The following is a 17096-nucleotide window of genomic DNA, read 5'->3' as shown; positions in this document are numbered from 1 at the left end:
GCGGACGGTCAGGCGGGGTCGGTCAGCGCCGAGAGCTGGGCCGTGAACCAGGCCGTCGGGGGGAGGGACGTCGCGGCAGCGGCCAGGCGCTTGGTCCGCTCCACGCGCTCACCCACCGGCATGGCCAGCGCAGCGTGCAGCGCCTCCGCCGTCGCCGAAACGTCGTACGGGTTCACCGTCAGCGCGTCCTGGCGGAGCTCCTCGTACGCCCCCGCCCCGGTGGACAGCACCAGCACGCACCCCGCCTCCGACACCACCGGGATCTCCTTCGCCACCAGGTTCATCCCGTCCCGCACCGGGTTCACCAGCGCCACGTCCGCCAGCCGGTACGCCGCCAGGGAGCGCGCGAAGTCGTCCTTCACCGACACCAGCACCGGCTGCCAGTCCTCCGTACCGAACTCCGCGTTGATCTCCTGCGCCAGCCCCGCCACCGCGGCCGTGTACTCCCGGTACACCCGCAGGTCCTGCCGCGACGGGTACGCCGACGCCAGGTGGACCACCCGGCCGCGCCACTGCGGGCGCGTGGTCAGCAGTTCCCGGTAGGCCAGCAGGCCGCGCAGGATGTTCTTCGACAGCTCCGTGCGGTCCACGCGGACGATCGTCCGCAGGCCGTCCACCTCCGCCCGCAGCTCCGCCAGCTTGTCGTTCACCTCCGGGCGGTGAGCCAGCGCCCGCAGCTCGTCGGCGTCCACGCCCAGCGGGTACGCCCGCACCCGCGTGGTGCGGGTGGGCCACACCGAGTACCGGCGGTGCTCCACCACCGAGCCCTCGTGCACCTCGGCCTGCCCCCACGCGTCGTCGAGCCGCGCCGAGCCCAGGAACTCCGCCGCCCAGGCCTCGGTGTGGAAGCCGAGCACGTCCGCGCCGAGCATGCCCCACAGCAGGGTCTCGCGGACCAGGTCGGGCAGCATCGAGAGGTAGCCGGGCGCGGCCCACGGGGTGTGCGTGAAGTGCGCGATCCGCAGGTCGGGGCGCAGCACCCGCAACAGCCCGGGGACCAGCGCCAGGTGGTAGTCCTGGACCAGCACCGACGCGCCCTGCGCGGCCTCCTCGGCCAGTGCCTCGGCGAAGGCCTGGTTGTAGCGCTCGTACGAGTCCCACCGGCGGCGGAACTCGGCGTCGAAGACCGGCTCGCGCGGGATGTCGTACAGGTGGTGGTGGGTGAACCACAGCACAGAGTTGGCGATGCCGTTGTAGGCGTCGTCGTACATCGTGGGATCGATGTCCAGCATCCGGACCCCTGGTTCGGCCACGCCCCGGCGGACCGCCTCCCGGTCCGCCTCCGACAGTGCCGCGCAGATCCACAGTGCATCCGGTTGCTCCGCGAGGGCCGTGGAGAGTCCGGAGACGAGACCGCCCCCGCCGCGCCGGGCGCTGAGCGTCCCGTCGTCGGCGAGGGCGTAGGAGAGGGGGCCGCGGTTCGCTGCAACGAGTACCTGGGAAGCCATGCGGCCAACCTAGCCCGGTCCGTGCCCGCTCAAACCGTACGTTCGCTCACGCCACGCGACGCCGGGCGTACTCCTTGATGCCCGCCATCGGGGGCCGCTCCTCGGTGTCCACCGGGTACGTCCGCGGTACGAAGCCCTCCGGTCCGCGCTCGAACTGCGTCAGCTCCGGCCGTACGAGGTGCCCGCGCGAGAGCCGTACCTGGGCGGTGCGGTAGATCGCCGCGGCCATCCGGCCCAGTGCCTGCCCGTCCTGATGGCGGTGGACCCGTACGCCCACGTCCACCTGGGCCAGTGCGTCCAGCCCGACCGTGTGCAGGGCGTCGACCAGCAGGCCCAGCTCGACGCCGTACCCGACGGGGAACGGCAGCCGTTCCAGCAGGCAGCGGCGCACGGCGTACTCGCCGCCCAGCGGCTGGACGAAGCCGGCCAGCTGCGGCCAGTGCAGGTTGAGGAGGGGGCGGGCGACCAGTTCGGTGACCCGGCCGCCCTGGCCGGGGGTGTCCCCCAGCGGCCGGTCGTACATCGCCTTGACGAACTGCACGTCCGGGTCGGTCAGCAGCGGGCCCACGATCCCGGATACGAAGGCGGCGGAGAAGTCCCGCAGGTCGGCGTCGACGAAGCAGACGATGTCCCCCTCGGTGGCCAGCAGCGAGCGCCACAGCACCTCGCCCTTGCCGGGCAGCGCCGGGATGCGGGGCAGCACGTCGTCGCGGTGCACCACCCGGGCCCCGGCCTTCGCCGCGACCTCGGCGGTGCGGTCGGTGGAGCCCGAGTCGATGACGACCAGTTCGTCGACCAGGGGGACGGGCAGTCCCTCGATCAGCTCACGCCGGATCACCTCGACGATCGCCCCGACCGTCGCCTCCTCGTCCAGCGCGGGCAGCACCACGCTGACCGTGGTCCCGGCCGCCCGTTTCCGGTCGAGCAGCTGGTCGAGCGGTCGGTCGGCGGCGGACCAGGAGCGGTCGGCCAGCCATCGCTCCACCTCTTCCAGCACCCTCAGCACTCCCTGCGTGTCGGCGAAATCCGCCGGTATGTGATCCATCTCGCGGTTCGGACGCCTGTCTCAACCGTCCGGCCCTTCGGTTACAGTCTTGAACAACGCGAAGGACCACCGCATGCCGGGGTCCTCGTGACAAACGCCCGGGCGCGCCGAAGAGCGCGTCGCCCGGTGCCATACCGCTCATCCAGAGGGGCAGAGGGACACGGCCCGTTGAAGCCCCGGCAACCCTCCAGTCGGTTCTCGCGATCGCGCACATCAGCGACGTCAGCGAGGTCCCCGGCTAGGGAAGGTGCCAATTCCGTCTCATGGCGAAGTGCGCCATGGGGAAGATGAGGAGAAAGGGCCTCGCCATCATGGCTGCACAGACTGTCGCCACCTCTGTTGATCTCGGACCTGCCACCGGCCTTTCCTGTCGCGAGTGCGGTACCCGTTTCGAGCTCGGCCCCATCTTCGCGTGCGCCGAGTGCTTCGGACCGCTGGAGGTCGCCTACGACCTGCCCACCGGTGACCCCGAGGCCCTGCGCGCCGCGATCGAGGCCGGCCCCAACAACATCTGGCGCTACGCGCCGCTGCTGCCCGTCCCCGCGGACGTGGCCTCCAAGCCCAGCCTGAACCCGGGCTTCACCAAGCTCGTGGACGCGGCCAACCTGGCCAAGGAGCTGGGCGTCACCGGCAAGCTGTACGTCAAGGACGACTCCGGCAACCCGACGCACTCCTTCAAGGACCGCGTCGTGGCCATCGCCGTCGAGGCCGCCCGCGCCTTCGGCTTCACCACCCTGTCCTGCTCCTCGACCGGCAACCTGGCCGGCGCCGTCGGCGCCGCGGCCGCCCGGGCCGGCTTCCGCTCCTGCGTGTTCATCCCGCACGACCTGGAGCAGGGCAAGGTCGTCATGGCCGGTGTGTACGGCGGTGACCTGGTCGGCATCGAGGGCAACTACGACGACGTCAACCGCTTCTGCTCCGAGCTCATCGGCGACCCGCTGGGCGAGGGCTGGGGCTTCGTCAACGTCAACCTCCGCCCGTACTACGGCGAGGGCTCCAAGACCCTGGCGTACGAGATCTGCGAGCAGCTCGGCTGGCAGCTGCCCGACCAGATCGTCATCCCGATCGCGTCCGGCTCGCAGCTGACGAAGATCGACAAGGGTCTGCAGGAACTCATCAAGCTCGGCCTCGTCGAGGACAAGCCGTACAAGATCTTCGGTGCGCAGGCCGAGGGCTGCTCCCCGGTGTCGACCGCCTTCAAGGCCGGTCACGACGTGGTCCGCCCGCAGAAGCCGAACACCATCGCCAAGTCGCTCGCGATCGGCAACCCGGCGGACGGCCCGTACGTGCTGGACATCGCGCGCCGCACGGGCGGTTTCGTCGAGGACGTGACCGACGAGCAGGTCGTCGAGGCCATCAAGATCCTCGCGCAGACCGAAGGCATCTTCGCCGAGACCGCGGGCGGCGTGACCGTCGGCGTGACGAAGAAGCTCATCGACAACGGGCAGCTCGACCCGACGCTGACCACGGTCGTCCTCAACACCGGTGACGGCCTCAAGACCCTGGAGGCGGTGGCCGCGGACAGCGGGCAGACCGCCACCATCCGCCCGAGCCTGGACGCGTTCCGCGCCGCCGGCCTGGTCTGATCCTTCTCCCTCTGCACCCGGAAAGGCAGTAGCGCCATGAGCGTCAACGTCCGCATCCCCACCATCCTGCGCACCTACACCGGCGGCGCCGCCGAGGTCCCGGCCGAGGGCGCGACCCTCGCCGAGGTCATCGAGTCCCTGGAGAAGAGCCACCCGGGCATCGCCGCGCGCGTCCTGGACGACCAGGGCAAGCTGCGCCGTTTCGTGAACGTCTACGTGAACGACGACGACGTGCGCTTCGAGGGCGGGCTGCAGGCGGCGACGCCGGACGGCGCCGGCGTCTCGATCATCCCGGCCGTGGCAGGCGGCTGCTGAATACCCGGATCCCCGGGATCACCTGACAGGTGACACGCGCAAACCGAAATTGCCCCCTCCGCTAAAAGCGGAGGGGGCAATTCTGCTTGATTGGGCACGGTAGGGTTGGGGAAGTCCCCTCCGCTGTTCTTGCCCCCTGCATATGAACGGGCCGCGCGAGGGTCGACATCGGGCCAATGTGCAAGTGCGGTATGGGGCTTTGGCGAGATATGCCCGGCCCGAGTTGCCCTGGAGTATGGCAAATTTTCACTCTATTTCAATGTTTCTCGGTGTCCAGAATTCTCATCGGATTGACCTGTTGCAGACAGCATCCGCGCAGATACATTCAGCCTCGGTCGACGCGTTCCGACGCAAGTTCTGACCCGGGATCGCGAAGTGCGTTCCTGCGCAAGGGCCAGTAATAGGGGAGTTAGGCATGGCTCAGGGCACCGTCAAGTGGTTCAACGCGGAGAAGGGCTACGGCTTCATCGCGGTCGACGGTGGTGCGGATGTGTTCGTCCACTACAGCGCCATCCAGATGGACGGGTACCGCACCCTTGAAGAGGGTCAGCGGGTCGAGTTCGAGATCTCGCAGGGCCAGAAGGGTCCGCAGGCGGACATGGTCAAGCTCGCACTCGGCTAGTCCTGGCGCGATCGACCGCCGACGCACAGTTGCATCGAAGACCTGGAGCACCACGAGGGGCCCACATCCTGGACACGGGATGGGGGCCCCTCCTGCGTATGCCCGGTAGTGGCGGGGCGTTGCCCCAAGCCGCTTGCACTCGGAGGGGTCGAGTGCTAATCATTGGCGTTAGCACTCTCCTGGTGAGAGTGCTACTGAAACGAGGACCGGGTCGGTGAGGCCCGCAGGGTCCGGTGGGAAGGAACCGCCGGGCACGCAGGCCGTCCGTCGCGGGCGCGGGCGCGGTCCTGGGAGCAATCCACCGCTGTCCGGGAGGACCACTTCAGATGGCCAAGATCATTGCGTTCGACGAGGAGGCCCGCCGCGGCCTCGAGCGTGGGATGAACCAGCTCGCCGACGCCGTCAAGGTCACCCTTGGCCCCAAGGGTCGCAACGTCGTCCTTGAGAAGAAGTGGGGCGCCCCCACGATCACCAACGATGGTGTCTCCATCGCCAAGGAGATCGAGCTCGAGGACCCGTACGAGAAGATCGGCGCCGAGCTGGTCAAGGAAGTCGCCAAGAAGACGGACGACGTCGCCGGCGACGGTACGACCACGGCCACCGTCCTGGCCCAGGCTCTCGTCCGCGAGGGCCTGCGCAACGTGGCCGCCGGTGCCAACCCGATGGCCCTCAAGCGTGGTATCGAGAAGGCCGTCGAGGCCGTCTCCGCCGCCCTGCTCGCCCAGGCCAAGGATGTCGAGACCAAGGAGCAGATCGCTTCGACGGCCTCCATCTCCGCCGCCGACACCCAGATCGGCGAGCTCATCGCCGAGGCCATGGACAAGGTCGGCAAGGAAGGCGTCATCACCGTCGAGGAGTCCCAGACCTTCGGTCTGGAGCTGGAGCTCACCGAGGGTATGCGCTTCGACAAGGGCTACATCTCGGCGTACTTCGCCACCGACATGGAGCGCATGGAGTCGTCCCTCGACGACCCGTACATCCTGATCGTCAACTCCAAGATCGGCTCGGTCAAGGACCTGCTGCCGCTCCTGGAGAAGGTCATGCAGTCCGGCAAGCCGCTGCTGATCATCGCCGAGGACGTCGAGGGCGAGGCGCTCTCCACCCTCGTCGTCAACAAGATCCGTGGCACCTTCAAGTCCGTCGCCGTCAAGGCTCCGGGCTTCGGTGACCGCCGCAAGGCCATGCTCGGTGACATCGCCATCCTCACGGGCGGCACGGTCATCTCCGAGGAGGTCGGCCTCAAGCTGGAGAACGCCGGTCTCGACCTGCTCGGCCGCGCCCGCAAGGTCGTCATCACCAAGGACGAGACCACCATCGTCGACGGTGCCGGTGACAGCGACCAGGTCCAGGGTCGCGTCAACCAGATCCGCGCCGAGATCGAGAACTCCGACTCGGACTACGACCGCGAGAAGCTCCAGGAGCGCCTCGCGAAGCTGGCCGGCGGCGTGGCCGTCATCAAGGCCGGTGCCGCGACCGAGGTCGAGCTCAAGGAGCGCAAGCACCGCATCGAGGACGCCGTTCGCAACGCGAAGGCGGCCGTCGAGGAGGGCATCGTCGCCGGTGGTGGCGTGGCCCTGCTGCAGGCCTCCGCGGTCTTCGAGAAGCTGGAGCTCGAGGGTGACGAGGCGACCGGCGCCAACGCCGTGAAGCTCGCCCTGGAGGCCCCGCTCAAGCAGATCGCCGTCAACGGTGGTCTCGAGGGTGGCGTCGTCGTCGAGAAGGTGCGCAACCTCCCGATCGGTCACGGCCTGAACGCCGCGACCGGCGAGTACGTCGACATGATCGCCGAGGGCATCATCGACCCGGCGAAGGTCACGCGCTCCGCGCTGCAGAACGCCGCGTCGATCGCCGCGCTGTTCCTGACGACCGAGGCCGTCATCGCCGACAAGCCCGAGAAGGCCGGCGCCGGTGCGCCGGGCGGCATGCCGGGCGGTGACATGGACTTCTGATCGACCCCCGGCTCCGGCCTGAAGGTTGATCGGCTGTTCTCGAACGAGGGCGGCACCCCCACGGGGGTGCCGCCCTCGGGCGTTTCGTCGGACGCGGCCTCAGGCTGCGGGGTGCGCGATGAAAGTGACGTCTTCACGGTCCTCGTCGAGGGCGATGTTCAGTCCGGCGTCCAAGGCGTGTGCGAGGCGGCGCAGCAGGGGCAGCGTCGGCACAGCGTCGGCGCCTTCCACCCGGGAGACCTTTGCCTGGGTGAGCCCGGCCCGCTCGGCCAGCTGAGCCTGCGACAGTCCCAGCGCCTTGCGCCGCTCGTGCACTGCTTTGGCGAAGGCCATGGCCAGCCGGATCTCCGCCCGCTCGGCCCGGACCTCGGGCGGCTCGACGTATCCCAGTGCGGCCGTCTTCTCGCGGGTCAGCTTCCAGCGGGCGTGATTCATGACGCGTTCCCTTCCTTGCCGCGGCTGTACGTCGTGTGGGCCGGGCCGTGCTCCGTTCGGCACACGATACGGGCGGCCACCGTTATGTCGCTGACGACATAATGCGAGCTTGGCGTGGGTCGCACGCCAAGGGATGTAAAGAGACCGGCGTCGTTGACGTCGGGTGCGGTGGTTGACTGGGGGCATGAGCGATCTCTTCGTCAAGATCTGCGGCCTGAAGACCGCGAGCGACGTCGACGTGGCGGTGGCTGCCGGGGCCGATGCGATCGGGTTCGTCTTCGCGCCGGGCAGTCCGCGCACGGTCGACGCCGCCGGCGCGCGGGAGCTGGCCGCGCGGGTGCCGGAGGGGGTGCTCACCGTCGGGGTGTTCCGGGGGCAGCCCGTGGCGGAGGTGCGCCGGTTCGCCGAGGAGAGCGGGGTGCGCGGGGTGCAGCTGCACGGCGAGGAGGGACCCGAGGACTTCGCGGCGCTGCGTGCGGGCGGGCGGACCCTGCTGCGGGCCACCGCCGAGCACGTGAAGCGCTGCGGCGAGTACGGCGAGGACCTGCTGCTGCTGGACGCGCCGGACCCGGGCTCCGGGAAGCCGTGGAACTGGGGCTCGGCCGACTTCACCGCGCCCGAGGGCCGCTGGCTGCTGGCCGGCGGGCTGAACCCGGGCAACGTGCGGGAGGCGGTCGAGGTGACCGGCGCCTGGGGCGTGGACGTGTCCAGCGGGGTGGAGCGGGAGCGCGGCGTGAAGTCGCCGGAGCTGATCCGCGCCTTCATCGAGGCGGCCAGGGGCTAGGCCGCCCGGGCCGCCCCCTGTTCCGGGGCGGCCGACGACGATCCGTCGGCGTACGCGGCTATGCGTCCACCGGCGAGCAGGGCGACGAGCACGAAGGCCATGCGGCGGGTCCTGGCGAGGGTCATGGGTGCGGTCCTTGGCGGTTTCGGGGAAGCGGGCCGACCTCCATTGCGCCCTGCGCGGGCGCCCGTGTCACCGTGCGGACATTCGGGGCTTGACGGACCGGTGCACCGTGCCTGCGCGATCGGGAGGAGGCCGCCCGCGGGACCGCCCGGCGGATCGCCGAGGGGACTTCGACCGGGGCTTCGCGGTGAACGTCCGGGCGCCGCTCGTCCCGCCGCTCTTCCCTCAGAAGCCGATGGCCCGGCCGTCCTCGTCCACGGACTCGACGTCCGGCATCTCCCGCAGGGCCTCGACCTGGGCGGGGCTCAGCCGGGCGGAGAAGCCGTGCAGGACGGTGCGGTAGACGTGGACCGGGGTGGCACCGACCCGCTCGGCCACAGCGGCCGGGTCGACGTCTTCCCGAACGGTGACGATGTACGTGGCGTGGTCGGCCGGAGCCGTGTGCGGTACGGGTTCCGGCACGTCGGCGGTGGCCGCGGACACGGGCAGGGCGGCGACGGCGGCCAGTACGGCGACGGCCACGGTCAGGGTTCGGCTCAGACGGATGCGCATGGCCCGAGGCCATCACGCGCGGCAGGGCGGGTCAACGACGCCGGTGGGTGTGGCGGGTGCACGGCGGGCTCTGGCCGTGCGCTCCCTTGTCCGGGGGCGAGGCGTACGGGTGAATCTCGCACGGGTTTCCAGGCCCCGGGCGGAGCGGGCCACACCCCAAGCGGCACAAGGGATTAACCCTTTCTGCAGCGTGTCCGACACGGCAGGTTGACGCGGCAGTCGGACGATCGGCCAGGTGGAGGCGATGGTTCAAGCCGCGCCGGGGCGGTGCCCGATGTAGAGGAGGGCCGCACCCGCGGAGGACTCCAGATCGCGGGGGCGGCTCCTCCACGTCGACCTTTCACAGCACGTCAGGGAGCTTCTTCCATGCGTCTGCTCGCCCGTCTGGCCACGGCCGTTCTCCTCACCGTCACCCCGGTCGCGGCCGCCACCGCCTCGGTCGCGGCCCCGGAGCCGACCCCGGTACCGCTGATCACCTCGGCCAACGCCATCGCCGACCAGTACATCGTCACCCTGGACAAGGCGACCAACGCGGCGCGGTTCGCCGCGACCGTCGGCGTGAAGCCGAAGTTCAAGTACTCGGCGGCGTTCAACGGCTTTGCCGCCTCCCTCACCGCGGAGCAGCTGAAGGTCGTCCGGACGACGCCCGGCGTGCTGAGGGTGGAGCAGGACGCGCAGGTCAGCGCCCCGCCGATGCCGGCCGCCGGCGCACAGACCAAGGCGCCCGCCAACTCCTGGGGCCTGGACCGGATCGACCAGCGGTTCCTGCCGCTCGACAACAACTTCAGTGCCCACGGCAGCGGCCAGGGGGTGACCGCGTACATCGTCGACAGCGGCATCGACTTCGCCCACCCGGAGTTCGGCGGCCGGGCGGTTCGGGGGTTCGACGCGATCGGTGACGGCCGCAACGGCGCGGACTGCAACGGCCACGGCACGCACGTGGCGGGCACGGTCGGCGGCACGGCGTTCGGCGTGGCGCACAAGGTCAGCCTGGTGAGCGTCCGTGTCCTGGGCTGCGACGGCCGCGGCCCCTGGTCGGGCATCATCGCGGGCTTCGACTGGGTCGCCAGGAACGCCCATCAGCCGGCCGTCCTGAACGCCTCCCTGGGCGGGGACCGCCTCGACTCGGTCAACGCGGCAGCCACCGCGGTGTCGGACCGCGGTGTGCTGCCGGTGATCGCGGCGGGCAACGAGAACCGGGATGCCTGTCGCGTCTCGCCCGCCTCGGCCGCGCGCGTGGTGACCGTCGGTGCGACGGACCGATTCGACCAGGAGACGGACTTCTCGAACTGGGGCGAGTGCCTCGACATCTACGCCCCGGGCAAGGACATCGTCTCCGCGAGGCTGGGTGGCGGCAGCGTGGCCCTGAACGGTACGTCCATGGCCGCGCCGCACGTCGCCGGTGTGGCCGCGCTCTACAAGGCCGAGCACCCCAACGCGCTGCCGGCCGAGATCCACAACTTCCTGTCGGACAAGTCCACGAAGGACATCATCGAGAACCTGAGCGACAACAGCCCGAACCAGCTGCTGTTCACCGCCGGCCTCTGATCCGTCAGAGCGCCGCGACGAAGGTCGCCCAGGCCCGTGCGTGGAACATCACGTGCGGGCCTTCGGGCTGCTTGGAGTCCCGCACGGGGACGAGGTCGGGGTGGCCGTCGGCCACTTCGAGGCAGTCCCCGCCAGTGCCGTCGCTGTGGGTGGACTTCCGCCAAGTGGCCATCTCCAGGCAGTTTCCGCCGTCGCCCGCGCTGTAGCTGGACTTGTGCCAGGAGGCCGCCGACAGGTCGTACTCAGGCTTGCTGGTCATCTTCGTATTCCTCCGCCACCGATTCGATCAGGGCCAGGGACTTGCGCGGTGACAGCGCGTTGGCCGTGAGGAGATCGTAGGTCAGGGTGTGGTGGGCGACGGTGGCCGGATCGTCGAACAACTGACCCATCCCTAGGCCGTCGACGTACGAGAGTGGCGGCGCGTCATCGAACGACATCAGCTTGAGGGTGCCCGCCAGCCCCGCATGGAAGCCCGCGCTGAACGGCAGCACCTGCACGATGATCCGGCAGGAGCGGATCAGCCTCGCGATGTGCCGCAGCGCCTCGGCCAGGATCGCCGGGCTGTCCCCGGCGCGTCGCAGTACCGCCTCGTCGAGGACGCACCACAACAGTGGGGTTGTTGGATCATTGAGCAGCGAGGCCCTGGCCAGGCGATTCGTGACCAGCTCGTCGATGGTCTCCTCGGTGGCCGTCGGCTGATACGCACGGAACACCTCGCGCGCGTACGCCTCTGTTTGGAGCAGTCCGGGAATCAGCTGCGGCGCGTACTCCCGGATGGTCTTCGCCAGGGCTTCGGCTTCGGCCGCCGCCGCGAAGTGGTCCGGGTACTTCGACTCGGCCGCGGCACCGCAGTTGCGGACGAAGAAGCCGCCCGTGTCGAGGATCTCGTCGATCTGGCGGGCGAACTCCAGGTGCATCCGACGCGTGCCGGCTTCGAGCTGGCCGATGAACGCGCCGCTGACAAAAAGGCGTTCGCCGAGTTCGGCCTGGCTCATGCCCGCGCGTTCGCGCGCTACGCGCAGTTCCGCGCCCAGGAGGGCGCGGGGTGAGGAGGAGGGGTCGAGGTTCTTTCGTGGCATGGCAACTCCCTGAGCAACATGTGCGGTTGTTGCGGGGTTCGCACTTGAAAGGCTAGTGAGCGCGTCGCCACTCTGTGTGAAGAAGTTGGATACTCAGAGTAGAAAGGTGACATGTCATGGTGCTCTCCCCACAGGAGCGCATGCAGGCGGCCGAGGAGGCCGTCCGGCAGCTGCGGGAATCCCTCGCCGGGGTCGGCGTGCTGTTCCCCTCGCTGGACGTGGAGCGGGTCTCGGCTGCGGGCACCTACGGGCTGCCGCTGGTGGACCTGGGCCGCTGCAACCTGGACACCGCCCTCCGGCTGGCCGCTGTCCTGCACGAGCGGGCGGCGGGTTCGTGAGCGAGGCCGTGGAGGCGGTGAACTTCGCCTTCGAGCTCGGCTGGAAGCTGCGCGGCCTGGAGACCGCGCTCGCGCCGCGCGGGGTCTGCGGTCCGGAGGCGGGCGACCCGAAGCCGCCCCCGCCGCCCGGATGGCAGCGGTTCACGCTGGTGCACTGCCCGGTGGACGGGTATCCGGGGTTCGACGACCTGCGCTACGAGGGGCTCAGGGCGAGCCCGCCCCAGGGGTGCGTGGTCGCGGACTTCGGCGGTTGCCTGGGGCTGCGGTGCGAGCGGCCGGGTGGGCGGCTGCTCGACGCGGTGGCGGAGCTGTGCGCGGAGGTCCGCACCCGGTACGGGCTACTGATGACCGGACTCGGCATCGACAAGCTGTGGGAGTGGTCCGATGACGGTACGGACGGCTGGGGCGCTGAGATCGTGGGCCAGTTGCTGCTGATGGCCGCCGAGCGCGGCCCGAGGCTCGGCTACAGCGACGATGACCTGGTGCGGTTCTTGCAGACCGCCACCACCGGCTGAGTCTCAGCTCTCGGTGATGAGTTCGCCGTCGTGCTCGCCGCCTTTGCAGGTCCACTGGCCGGTGGCGGAGTCGTACTCCACCGCCCCCTTGGCGGCCGTGCACGTCGGACCGGGGATGGCCGGTGCGGCGGCCTGCGCGGTGGGGACCGCAGCGCCGAGAGCAGCCAGTACGAGGGCGGCGGCGAACGCCAGGATTCGGGTACGCATGAGAGCTCCTCCGGGAACGAGTGACACCGATACGTGCACCACCACCCTCCCTCTGCGGCGCGGCGCTTGCACGCTGAGGGGGGGCGCACGATGGGGCGCACGAGGAGCGCCCTCTGCGGTCAAGGCGCAGGCTGGTGTTATGGCGAACACGCGTGAAGTGACCGTGGGAGCGCCGGATGACCTCGGCTTGCGGGAAGTTCGGATAGACGGCAGGCCGGTGGGCGGGGTTTGGTCCGACAAGGAGCTCAGGAGACTCCTGCGTCGTGAAGGTGTGGCAGGCGGGGGCCCCATCCGTTGGCTCGGTGGGGACGCCACTGTCTGGCCGGACCGGGCGTGGATGCGACGAACCACCGGCTTCTTCGTGGTCCTGGGCCTCCTCGCGACCTCATTCCCGCTCTTTCGTATCGGAATCGTGGACAGTGGTGATGCCCTCACCTACGGCGGACGCATCGCGGGATTCACCATTTTTGTGGTAGCCATGATGGAGTTGATCGCGGCTGCGGCTGCTGTCGACTTCTGGGAAATGCGGCGTTGGCGTTACTCGGGGGTGGCCGTTCTGTTTGGAGTTGTGATCGCCCTCCTCTGTGGAATTTCTGTCCTTCTGCTGCAGATCGGCGAGCGTTTCACCTCCGCCACCGTCATCGGTATAGCCCTCGTTGTCTGGTCTTCGATCGTCCTGTTCGAACTGGTCAAATACCGGGCGGGGAAGGGTCTCCGCATTCCCAAGAACATTGCGATCGGGGTGATCGTTTCCACCGTTCTGGCCGCCGCCAATCTGGCGTACTCGCAGATCTATGTTCCCTATGTGACGACGCCGCTGATCCAGACCGGGGCGGAGTTCAAGGAGTCGAGCATCGACAAGGGGGCGGCGAAGCTGTATGTGACGGTTCATCTGTACGTGAAGAACGCCGGTCAGGTGCCTGTCTATGTCCTGGGCAGTACCTACTGGATCCGTGGCGAGCCCGCGTGGAGCACGCCCGCCGACAAGGCTTCCAGATCCGAATTGATCTTCGACGGAGAGTTCGTCTTGCCGGACGGCCATGTGCTGAACCCAGGAGAAGAGGTCGCCAAGGACGCGGTCATCGAGGTGAAGGATCCCGATCCTCGCAAATATGAGGCGATCACCGCTCAGAGCGAGGTTTACGTGATCAGGAAAGACAGAATGAAAATGACCGGGAACTATGAGAACACCAGGCTGTCGGGGAAGACGCTCAGGAACTCCTTGAGGGAGGGGGATCCTCCCGATCCGAGGTATAAATTCCGGACCGCGATCTCGAACAGCAGTGAAATTCTGAACGTGATCCGCGGTCCGCAGTGTGTAACGGTGTGGGGGTTGGGCGGTAAGGCGCCCACGGTCATTGTGGATGTGTCCCCACCGGATAAACGGATACGGTTCGATCCGGAGAAGCCGCCGCTGGATCAGAGGGCCATTGAACGCTACGGGCTCACGCAGGTCCGTGGCTCCATGGCGCAGATGCCCTACCCGGAGCTACTGGAAAAGGCCGGCGCCACCGAAAAGGGCGCGACCCCGCCTCCGACCCCGCCTCCGACCCCGCCCCCGGCCCTGTGACCGGCTCGAACTCACGGGCCCGCGGCGCGCATCCGCATGCGCAGGAAGAGCGCGTAGGGCGACTCCGAGTCGAAGGTCTGGCGGTGCAGCGGCTCCGGGACCCGGGGGCCCCAGACCCAGGCCATGTCGCAGCCGTAGCAGAACGCGGCCTCGTAGAGCGGCGGTCCGGCCGGGTCGCCGTACGCGCGGATGCCCCAGCCGGGGGCGAACCCGCACAGGGTGAGGTCGGCGGCGGGGATCTTCCGTACGGCCGCGAGCATCTCCGCGACGGCGGGACCCTCCCAGTGTCCCACGACGGGCCCGGTCATCGGGTCGCCGTGCCGCTCGGGACCGTCGGTGATGCGCACGACGTCGATACGGGTCGTGGCGGCGACGGCCTCGGCGGGGAGCAGCATCCGCACAGCATGCCGGGCTAGGCCGGGATGCGTTCCTGCGGGGGTGCTTCGGCGGCGGTGGCGGTGCCCGGGGCCGGCCCCGGGTCGGTGTTGAGGTCGGCCAGCATCCGGCGGGTGAAGCCGAAGAAGTAGGTGGCGACGAAGCCCGCGAGGTAGCCGACCAGCAGGCCGCCCGCGTAGATCGCGAGGGTGATGCCCGCGCTCGACCTGCCGTCGAGCAGCGGGAACAGGGCCCAGCCGGAGGGGCCGATGGCGGTGGAGCCGAAGGCGACGCCCAGTTGGTGGAAGAGGCCGACGAAGGCGCCGCCGGCCGCTCCGCCGATGCACGCCGTGACGAAGGGGCGGCCGAGCGGCAGGGAGACGCCGTAGATCAGCGGTTCGCCGACGCCCAGGAAACCGGCCGGGAGCGCGGACTTGATGGTGGCGCGGAGCGAGCCGTTGCGCGGGAGCCGGTAGTAGACGGCGATGGCCGCGCCGACCTGGCCCGCGCCCGCCATGGCGAGGATGGGCAGCAGGACCGTGTAGCCGTCCTGCTCGATGAGGGTGGTGTGGATGGGGATCAGGGCCTGGTGCAGGCCGAGCATCACGAGGGGGAGGAAGAGGCCGCCGAGGACCAGGCCCGCGAAGGCGCCGCCGCCGGCGAGGAGCGCGTTCGCGAAGGTGCCGATGGCGGCGGAGGCCTCACCGGCGAGGTACATCAGGCCGAAGATGGTGACGAGGCCCGAGATCAGCACGGTGAGGGTGGGGGTGACGAGGACGTCCAGGGCTTCCGGCACCCACCTGCGGCACCACTTCTCCACGTACACGGCGAGGAGGGCGGCGGCGAGCGCGCCGAGGACGCCGCCCTGGCCGGGCTTGAGCTCCAGCCCGAAGGCGTCGATCTTCGCGACGCCCGGGAAGACGATGATCGCGGCGACCGCGCCGCCCAGGATCGGCGTACCGCCGAACTCCTTGGCCGTGTGGTAGCCGACGAAGACCGCGATCAGGGACATGAAGCCGGATGCGATGGCGGCGAGCGCGGGGACGACGGCGGGCACCCAGCCCAGATTCGTCAGCAGGCCGTTCAGCCCGGCGATGATGCCGCAGCCGATCAGGGCCGGGATCAGCGGGACGAAGATGTTCGCGATGCGGCGCAGGACGAGCTTGAAGGGGGTGGCGTTGCGGGCCTTCTGAGCCTCCTTCAGCGCCGCGCCCCGTGCGGCGAGGTCCGCCGCGGTGATGGTGTGTGCGGTGGCGGGAGTCGAGGCGGGTACGGCAGGGGCCGCTGGCGCAGACGGGGTCGCTGGGGCAGCCGGGGCCGCAGGGACGGCCGAGCGGGCCTCCTCGACCAGTGCCTCGAACTCCGGGGTCACACGGGCGACGGTGCCCGGGCCCAGCACGATCTGGTACATCCCCCGGCTACCGCTGGGAGGTGCCCCCAGGTCCTCGACCACGCCGAGGACCGCCGGCAGGGCGCGCAGGGCCTCGTCCTGGACCAGCGAGCGGTCGCGCAGCGAGATGCGCAGGCGGGTCATGCAGTGCGCGATCGAGGTGATGTTGTCCGGGCCGCCGACCAGCGGAAGGATCGCGGCGGCGGTGGCGCGGTTCTTGTCAGTGGACATATGGGATCGCCTTGGGTCGGGGTCAGCTGGTGGGGGCGAGGGCGAGGGCCAGAGCGGCGCGCAGGTGGCCCTGCGAGGCGGCGAGCAGTTCGGCGGCCGTGGGTCCGTCGACCCCTCCGAGGACGACGAGGACGGCGTTCTTGACCTCGCCCCCGGTGGCGGCCAGCGCGGCCTCGATCTCCTCGTCGGGAGCGCCGGTGGCCAGTGCGACGATGCGGCGGGCGCGGGCGCGCAGCTTCTCGTTCGAGGAGCGCATGTCGACCATGAGGTTCCCGTACGTCTTGCCGAGGCGGATCATCGTGATGGTCGAGACGAGGTTGAGGACGAGCTTCTGCGCGGTGCCGGCCTTCAGGCGGGTGGATCCGGTGAGGAGTTCGGGTCCGACGACGACCTCGATGCCGTGGTCGGCGGCCGCGGCGAGGGCGGAGCCGGCGTTGCAGGAGAGCCCGACGGTGAGCGCGCCGCGCATGCGGGCGAACTCGACGGCGCCGATCGCGTACGGGGTGCGGCCCGAGGCGGAGATGCCGACGACCGTGTCGTCCGCTCCGATCCCCAGCGCGGTGAGGTCCTCGGCGGCCAGCTCCTTCGAGTCCTCGGCGCCCTCGACGGCCTTGACCATGGCCGAGGGGCCGCCCGCGATCAGTCCGACGACGTCGGCGGGGTCGGTGTTGAAGGTCGGTGGGCACTCGCTCGCGTCCAGGACGCCCATCCGGCCGGCCGTGCCGGCGCCCGCGTAGACGAGCCGGCCGCCGCGGGCCATCCGCTCGGCGATCGCGTCGACGGCGGCGGCGATCCGCGGGAGCTGTGCGGCGACGGCGGCGGGGACGGTGGCGTCCTCGGCGTTCATCGTGCGGGCGATGTCGAGGGTGGAGAGCCGGTCGATCTCGGCGAGGTCCGGGCGGAAGGCCTCGGTGGTGAGCGTGTCCAGCTGGGCGCGGAGTTCTGCGTGGGCGGTCATGGCTGGCTCCCGGGCGGGCGGCGGAT

The 17096-nt window shown here is 69.9% G+C and carries 20 protein-coding genes and 1 riboswitch; of the genes, 9 read left to right on the top strand and 11 right to left on the bottom strand.

Annotated elements, in window-relative coordinates:
• Positions 1-8 precede the first annotated feature (8 nt).
• Both IE257_RS30535 and IE257_RS30530 read right to left on the bottom strand, forming a co-directional pair.
• Positions 9-1448 (bottom strand): alpha,alpha-trehalose-phosphate synthase (UDP-forming), encoded by a 1440-nt coding sequence (locus IE257_RS30535; protein ID WP_189973100.1) that lies wholly within the window; start codon positions 1446-1448, stop codon positions 9-11.
• 46 nt (positions 1449-1494) lie between these two features.
• Positions 1495-2445, bottom strand: a complete 951-nt coding sequence (locus tag IE257_RS30530) for a glucosyl-3-phosphoglycerate synthase (RefSeq protein ID WP_189973197.1) — start codon at positions 2443-2445, stop codon at positions 1495-1497.
• Between the two features lie 183 nt (positions 2446-2628).
• Positions 2629-2787: riboswitch (SAM riboswitch) on the top strand.
• 17 nt (positions 2788-2804) lie between these two features.
• Between IE257_RS30530 and thrC the strand changes: the two genes are divergently transcribed.
• From thrC to groL, 4 genes are all read left to right on the top strand, one after another.
• Complete coding sequence (gene thrC, locus IE257_RS30525; protein ID WP_229920748.1) at positions 2805-4079, top strand: threonine synthase; 1275 nt, start codon at positions 2805-2807, stop codon at positions 4077-4079.
• A gap of 36 nt (positions 4080-4115) precedes the next feature.
• On the top strand, positions 4116-4394 hold the full coding sequence (locus IE257_RS30520) for a MoaD/ThiS family protein (protein WP_030387325.1): 279 nt from the start codon (positions 4116-4118) through the stop codon (positions 4392-4394).
• 415 nt (positions 4395-4809) lie between these two features.
• Positions 4810-5016, top strand: coding sequence for a cold-shock protein (locus IE257_RS30515; RefSeq protein ID WP_030009783.1), 207 nt, complete (start codon positions 4810-4812; stop codon positions 5014-5016).
• A 326-nt stretch (positions 5017-5342) separates the two neighbouring features.
• Complete coding sequence (gene groL, locus IE257_RS30510; protein WP_030387326.1) at positions 5343-6965, top strand: chaperonin GroEL; 1623 nt, start codon at positions 5343-5345, stop codon at positions 6963-6965.
• A 99-nt stretch (positions 6966-7064) separates the two neighbouring features.
• Here groL and IE257_RS30505 read toward each other — a convergent pair whose 3' ends face one another.
• Entirely contained in the window at positions 7065-7400 is a 336-nt protein-coding gene (locus IE257_RS30505) for a helix-turn-helix domain-containing protein (protein WP_189973098.1), read from the bottom strand.
• 184 nt (positions 7401-7584) lie between these two features.
• On the opposite strand from IE257_RS30505, the gene IE257_RS30500 reads away from it, so the two are divergent.
• Complete coding sequence (locus IE257_RS30500) at positions 7585-8184, top strand: phosphoribosylanthranilate isomerase (protein WP_189973097.1); 600 nt, start codon at positions 7585-7587, stop codon at positions 8182-8184.
• On the opposite strand, the gene IE257_RS39020 is transcribed toward IE257_RS30500, so the two are convergent.
• A complete protein-coding gene (locus IE257_RS39020; RefSeq protein WP_268251446.1) occupies positions 8181-8309 on the bottom strand; it encodes a hypothetical protein in 129 nt (42 codons plus the stop codon). The genes IE257_RS30500 and IE257_RS39020 overlap by 4 nt on opposite strands.
• Positions 8310-8532: 223 nt before the next feature.
• Positions 8533-8859, bottom strand: a complete 327-nt coding sequence (locus IE257_RS30495) for a protease inhibitor I9 family protein (RefSeq protein WP_189973096.1) — start codon at positions 8857-8859, stop codon at positions 8533-8535.
• Positions 8860-9225: 366 nt separating this feature from the next.
• On the opposite strand from IE257_RS30495, the gene IE257_RS30490 reads away from it, so the two are divergent.
• Entirely contained in the window at positions 9226-10407 is a 1182-nt protein-coding gene (locus IE257_RS30490) for a S8 family peptidase (protein WP_189973095.1), read from the top strand.
• A 4-nt stretch (positions 10408-10411) separates the two neighbouring features.
• Here the strand turns inward: IE257_RS30490 and IE257_RS30485 are convergent, their stop codons facing one another.
• Both IE257_RS30485 and IE257_RS30480 read right to left on the bottom strand, forming a co-directional pair.
• Complete coding sequence (locus IE257_RS30485; protein WP_189973094.1) at positions 10412-10666, bottom strand: DUF397 domain-containing protein; 255 nt, start codon at positions 10664-10666, stop codon at positions 10412-10414.
• Positions 10650-11486 (bottom strand): helix-turn-helix domain-containing protein, encoded by an 837-nt coding sequence (locus IE257_RS30480; protein ID WP_189973093.1) that lies wholly within the window; start codon positions 11484-11486, stop codon positions 10650-10652. The genes IE257_RS30485 and IE257_RS30480 overlap by 17 nt, the downstream gene beginning before the upstream one ends.
• Positions 11487-11602: 116 nt before the next feature.
• Here IE257_RS30480 and IE257_RS30475 point away from each other — a divergent pair, with 116 nt between their 5' ends.
• Complete coding sequence (locus tag IE257_RS30475; protein ID WP_030387336.1) at positions 11603-11824, top strand: hypothetical protein; 222 nt, start codon at positions 11603-11605, stop codon at positions 11822-11824.
• Complete coding sequence (locus IE257_RS30470) at positions 11821-12339, top strand: amidase (protein WP_229920747.1); 519 nt, start codon at positions 11821-11823, stop codon at positions 12337-12339. Before IE257_RS30475 ends, IE257_RS30470 begins: the two co-directional genes overlap by 4 nt.
• 3 nt (positions 12340-12342) lie before the next feature.
• Here IE257_RS30470 and IE257_RS30465 read toward each other — a convergent pair whose 3' ends face one another.
• On the bottom strand, positions 12343-12546 hold the full coding sequence (locus IE257_RS30465) for a hypothetical protein (RefSeq protein WP_189973092.1): 204 nt from the start codon (positions 12544-12546) through the stop codon (positions 12343-12345).
• 139 nt (positions 12547-12685) lie between these two features.
• Here IE257_RS30465 and IE257_RS30460 point away from each other — a divergent pair, with 139 nt between their 5' ends.
• Entirely contained in the window at positions 12686-14116 is a 1431-nt protein-coding gene (locus IE257_RS30460) for a hypothetical protein (RefSeq protein WP_189973091.1), read from the top strand.
• 11 nt (positions 14117-14127) lie between these two features.
• Here IE257_RS30460 and IE257_RS30455 read toward each other — a convergent pair whose 3' ends face one another.
• The 3 genes from IE257_RS30455 to murQ are packed head-to-tail and all read right to left on the bottom strand — an operon-like array spanning position 14128 to position 17070.
• Positions 14128-14511 (bottom strand): hypothetical protein, encoded by a 384-nt coding sequence (locus IE257_RS30455; protein WP_189973090.1) that lies wholly within the window; start codon positions 14509-14511, stop codon positions 14128-14130.
• Between the two features lie 17 nt (positions 14512-14528).
• Entirely contained in the window at positions 14529-16112 is a 1584-nt protein-coding gene (locus IE257_RS30450) for a PTS transporter subunit EIIC (RefSeq protein WP_189973089.1), read from the bottom strand.
• 22 nt (positions 16113-16134) lie between these two features.
• Positions 16135-17070, bottom strand: coding sequence for an N-acetylmuramic acid 6-phosphate etherase (gene murQ / locus IE257_RS30445; RefSeq protein WP_189973088.1), 936 nt, complete (start codon positions 17068-17070; stop codon positions 16135-16137).
• Between the last annotated feature and the right edge of the window lie 26 nt (positions 17071-17096).

Origin of the sequence: Streptomyces avidinii (genome assembly GCF_014650695.1) — a bacterium.
GTDB lineage: Bacteria > Actinomycetota > Actinomycetes > Streptomycetales > Streptomycetaceae > Streptomyces > Streptomyces avidinii.
The sequence above is the reverse complement of the archived record's forward strand: the minus strand, read 5'-3'. Positions and strand labels throughout refer to the sequence as shown.

What these genes read in the sequence shown, in the direction of transcription:
- IE257_RS30535 (WP_189973100.1), bottom strand. Translation starts at nt 1,448, where the DNA reads ATGGCTTCCCAGGTACTCGTTGCAGCGAACCGCGGCCCCCTCTCCTAC.
- thrC (WP_229920748.1), top strand. Translation starts at nt 2,805, where the DNA reads ATGGCTGCACAGACTGTCGCCACCTCTGTTGATCTCGGACCTGCCACC.
- IE257_RS30520 (WP_030387325.1), top strand. Translation starts at nt 4,116, where the DNA reads ATGAGCGTCAACGTCCGCATCCCCACCATCCTGCGCACCTACACCGGC.
- IE257_RS30515 (WP_030009783.1), top strand. Translation starts at nt 4,810, where the DNA reads ATGGCTCAGGGCACCGTCAAGTGGTTCAACGCGGAGAAGGGCTACGGC.
- groL (WP_030387326.1), top strand. Translation starts at nt 5,343, where the DNA reads ATGGCCAAGATCATTGCGTTCGACGAGGAGGCCCGCCGCGGCCTCGAG.
- IE257_RS30505 (WP_189973098.1), bottom strand. Translation starts at nt 7,400, where the DNA reads ATGAATCACGCCCGCTGGAAGCTGACCCGCGAGAAGACGGCCGCACTG.
- IE257_RS30500 (WP_189973097.1), top strand. Translation starts at nt 7,585, where the DNA reads ATGAGCGATCTCTTCGTCAAGATCTGCGGCCTGAAGACCGCGAGCGAC.
- IE257_RS39020 (WP_268251446.1), bottom strand. Translation starts at nt 8,309, where the DNA reads ATGACCCTCGCCAGGACCCGCCGCATGGCCTTCGTGCTCGTCGCCCTG.
- IE257_RS30495 (WP_189973096.1), bottom strand. Translation starts at nt 8,859, where the DNA reads ATGCGCATCCGTCTGAGCCGAACCCTGACCGTGGCCGTCGCCGTACTG.
- IE257_RS30490 (WP_189973095.1), top strand. Translation starts at nt 9,226, where the DNA reads ATGCGTCTGCTCGCCCGTCTGGCCACGGCCGTTCTCCTCACCGTCACC.
- IE257_RS30485 (WP_189973094.1), bottom strand. Translation starts at nt 10,666, where the DNA reads ATGACCAGCAAGCCTGAGTACGACCTGTCGGCGGCCTCCTGGCACAAG.
- IE257_RS30480 (WP_189973093.1), bottom strand. Translation starts at nt 11,486, where the DNA reads ATGCCACGAAAGAACCTCGACCCCTCCTCCTCACCCCGCGCCCTCCTG.
- IE257_RS30475 (WP_030387336.1), top strand. Translation starts at nt 11,603, where the DNA reads ATGGTGCTCTCCCCACAGGAGCGCATGCAGGCGGCCGAGGAGGCCGTC.
- IE257_RS30465 (WP_189973092.1), bottom strand. Translation starts at nt 12,546, where the DNA reads ATGCGTACCCGAATCCTGGCGTTCGCCGCCGCCCTCGTACTGGCTGCT.
- IE257_RS30460 (WP_189973091.1), top strand. Translation starts at nt 12,686, where the DNA reads ATGGCGAACACGCGTGAAGTGACCGTGGGAGCGCCGGATGACCTCGGC.
- IE257_RS30455 (WP_189973090.1), bottom strand. Translation starts at nt 14,511, where the DNA reads ATGCTGCTCCCCGCCGAGGCCGTCGCCGCCACGACCCGTATCGACGTC.
- IE257_RS30450 (WP_189973089.1), bottom strand. Translation starts at nt 16,112, where the DNA reads ATGTCCACTGACAAGAACCGCGCCACCGCCGCCGCGATCCTTCCGCTG.
- murQ (WP_189973088.1), bottom strand. Translation starts at nt 17,070, where the DNA reads ATGACCGCCCACGCAGAACTCCGCGCCCAGCTGGACACGCTCACCACC.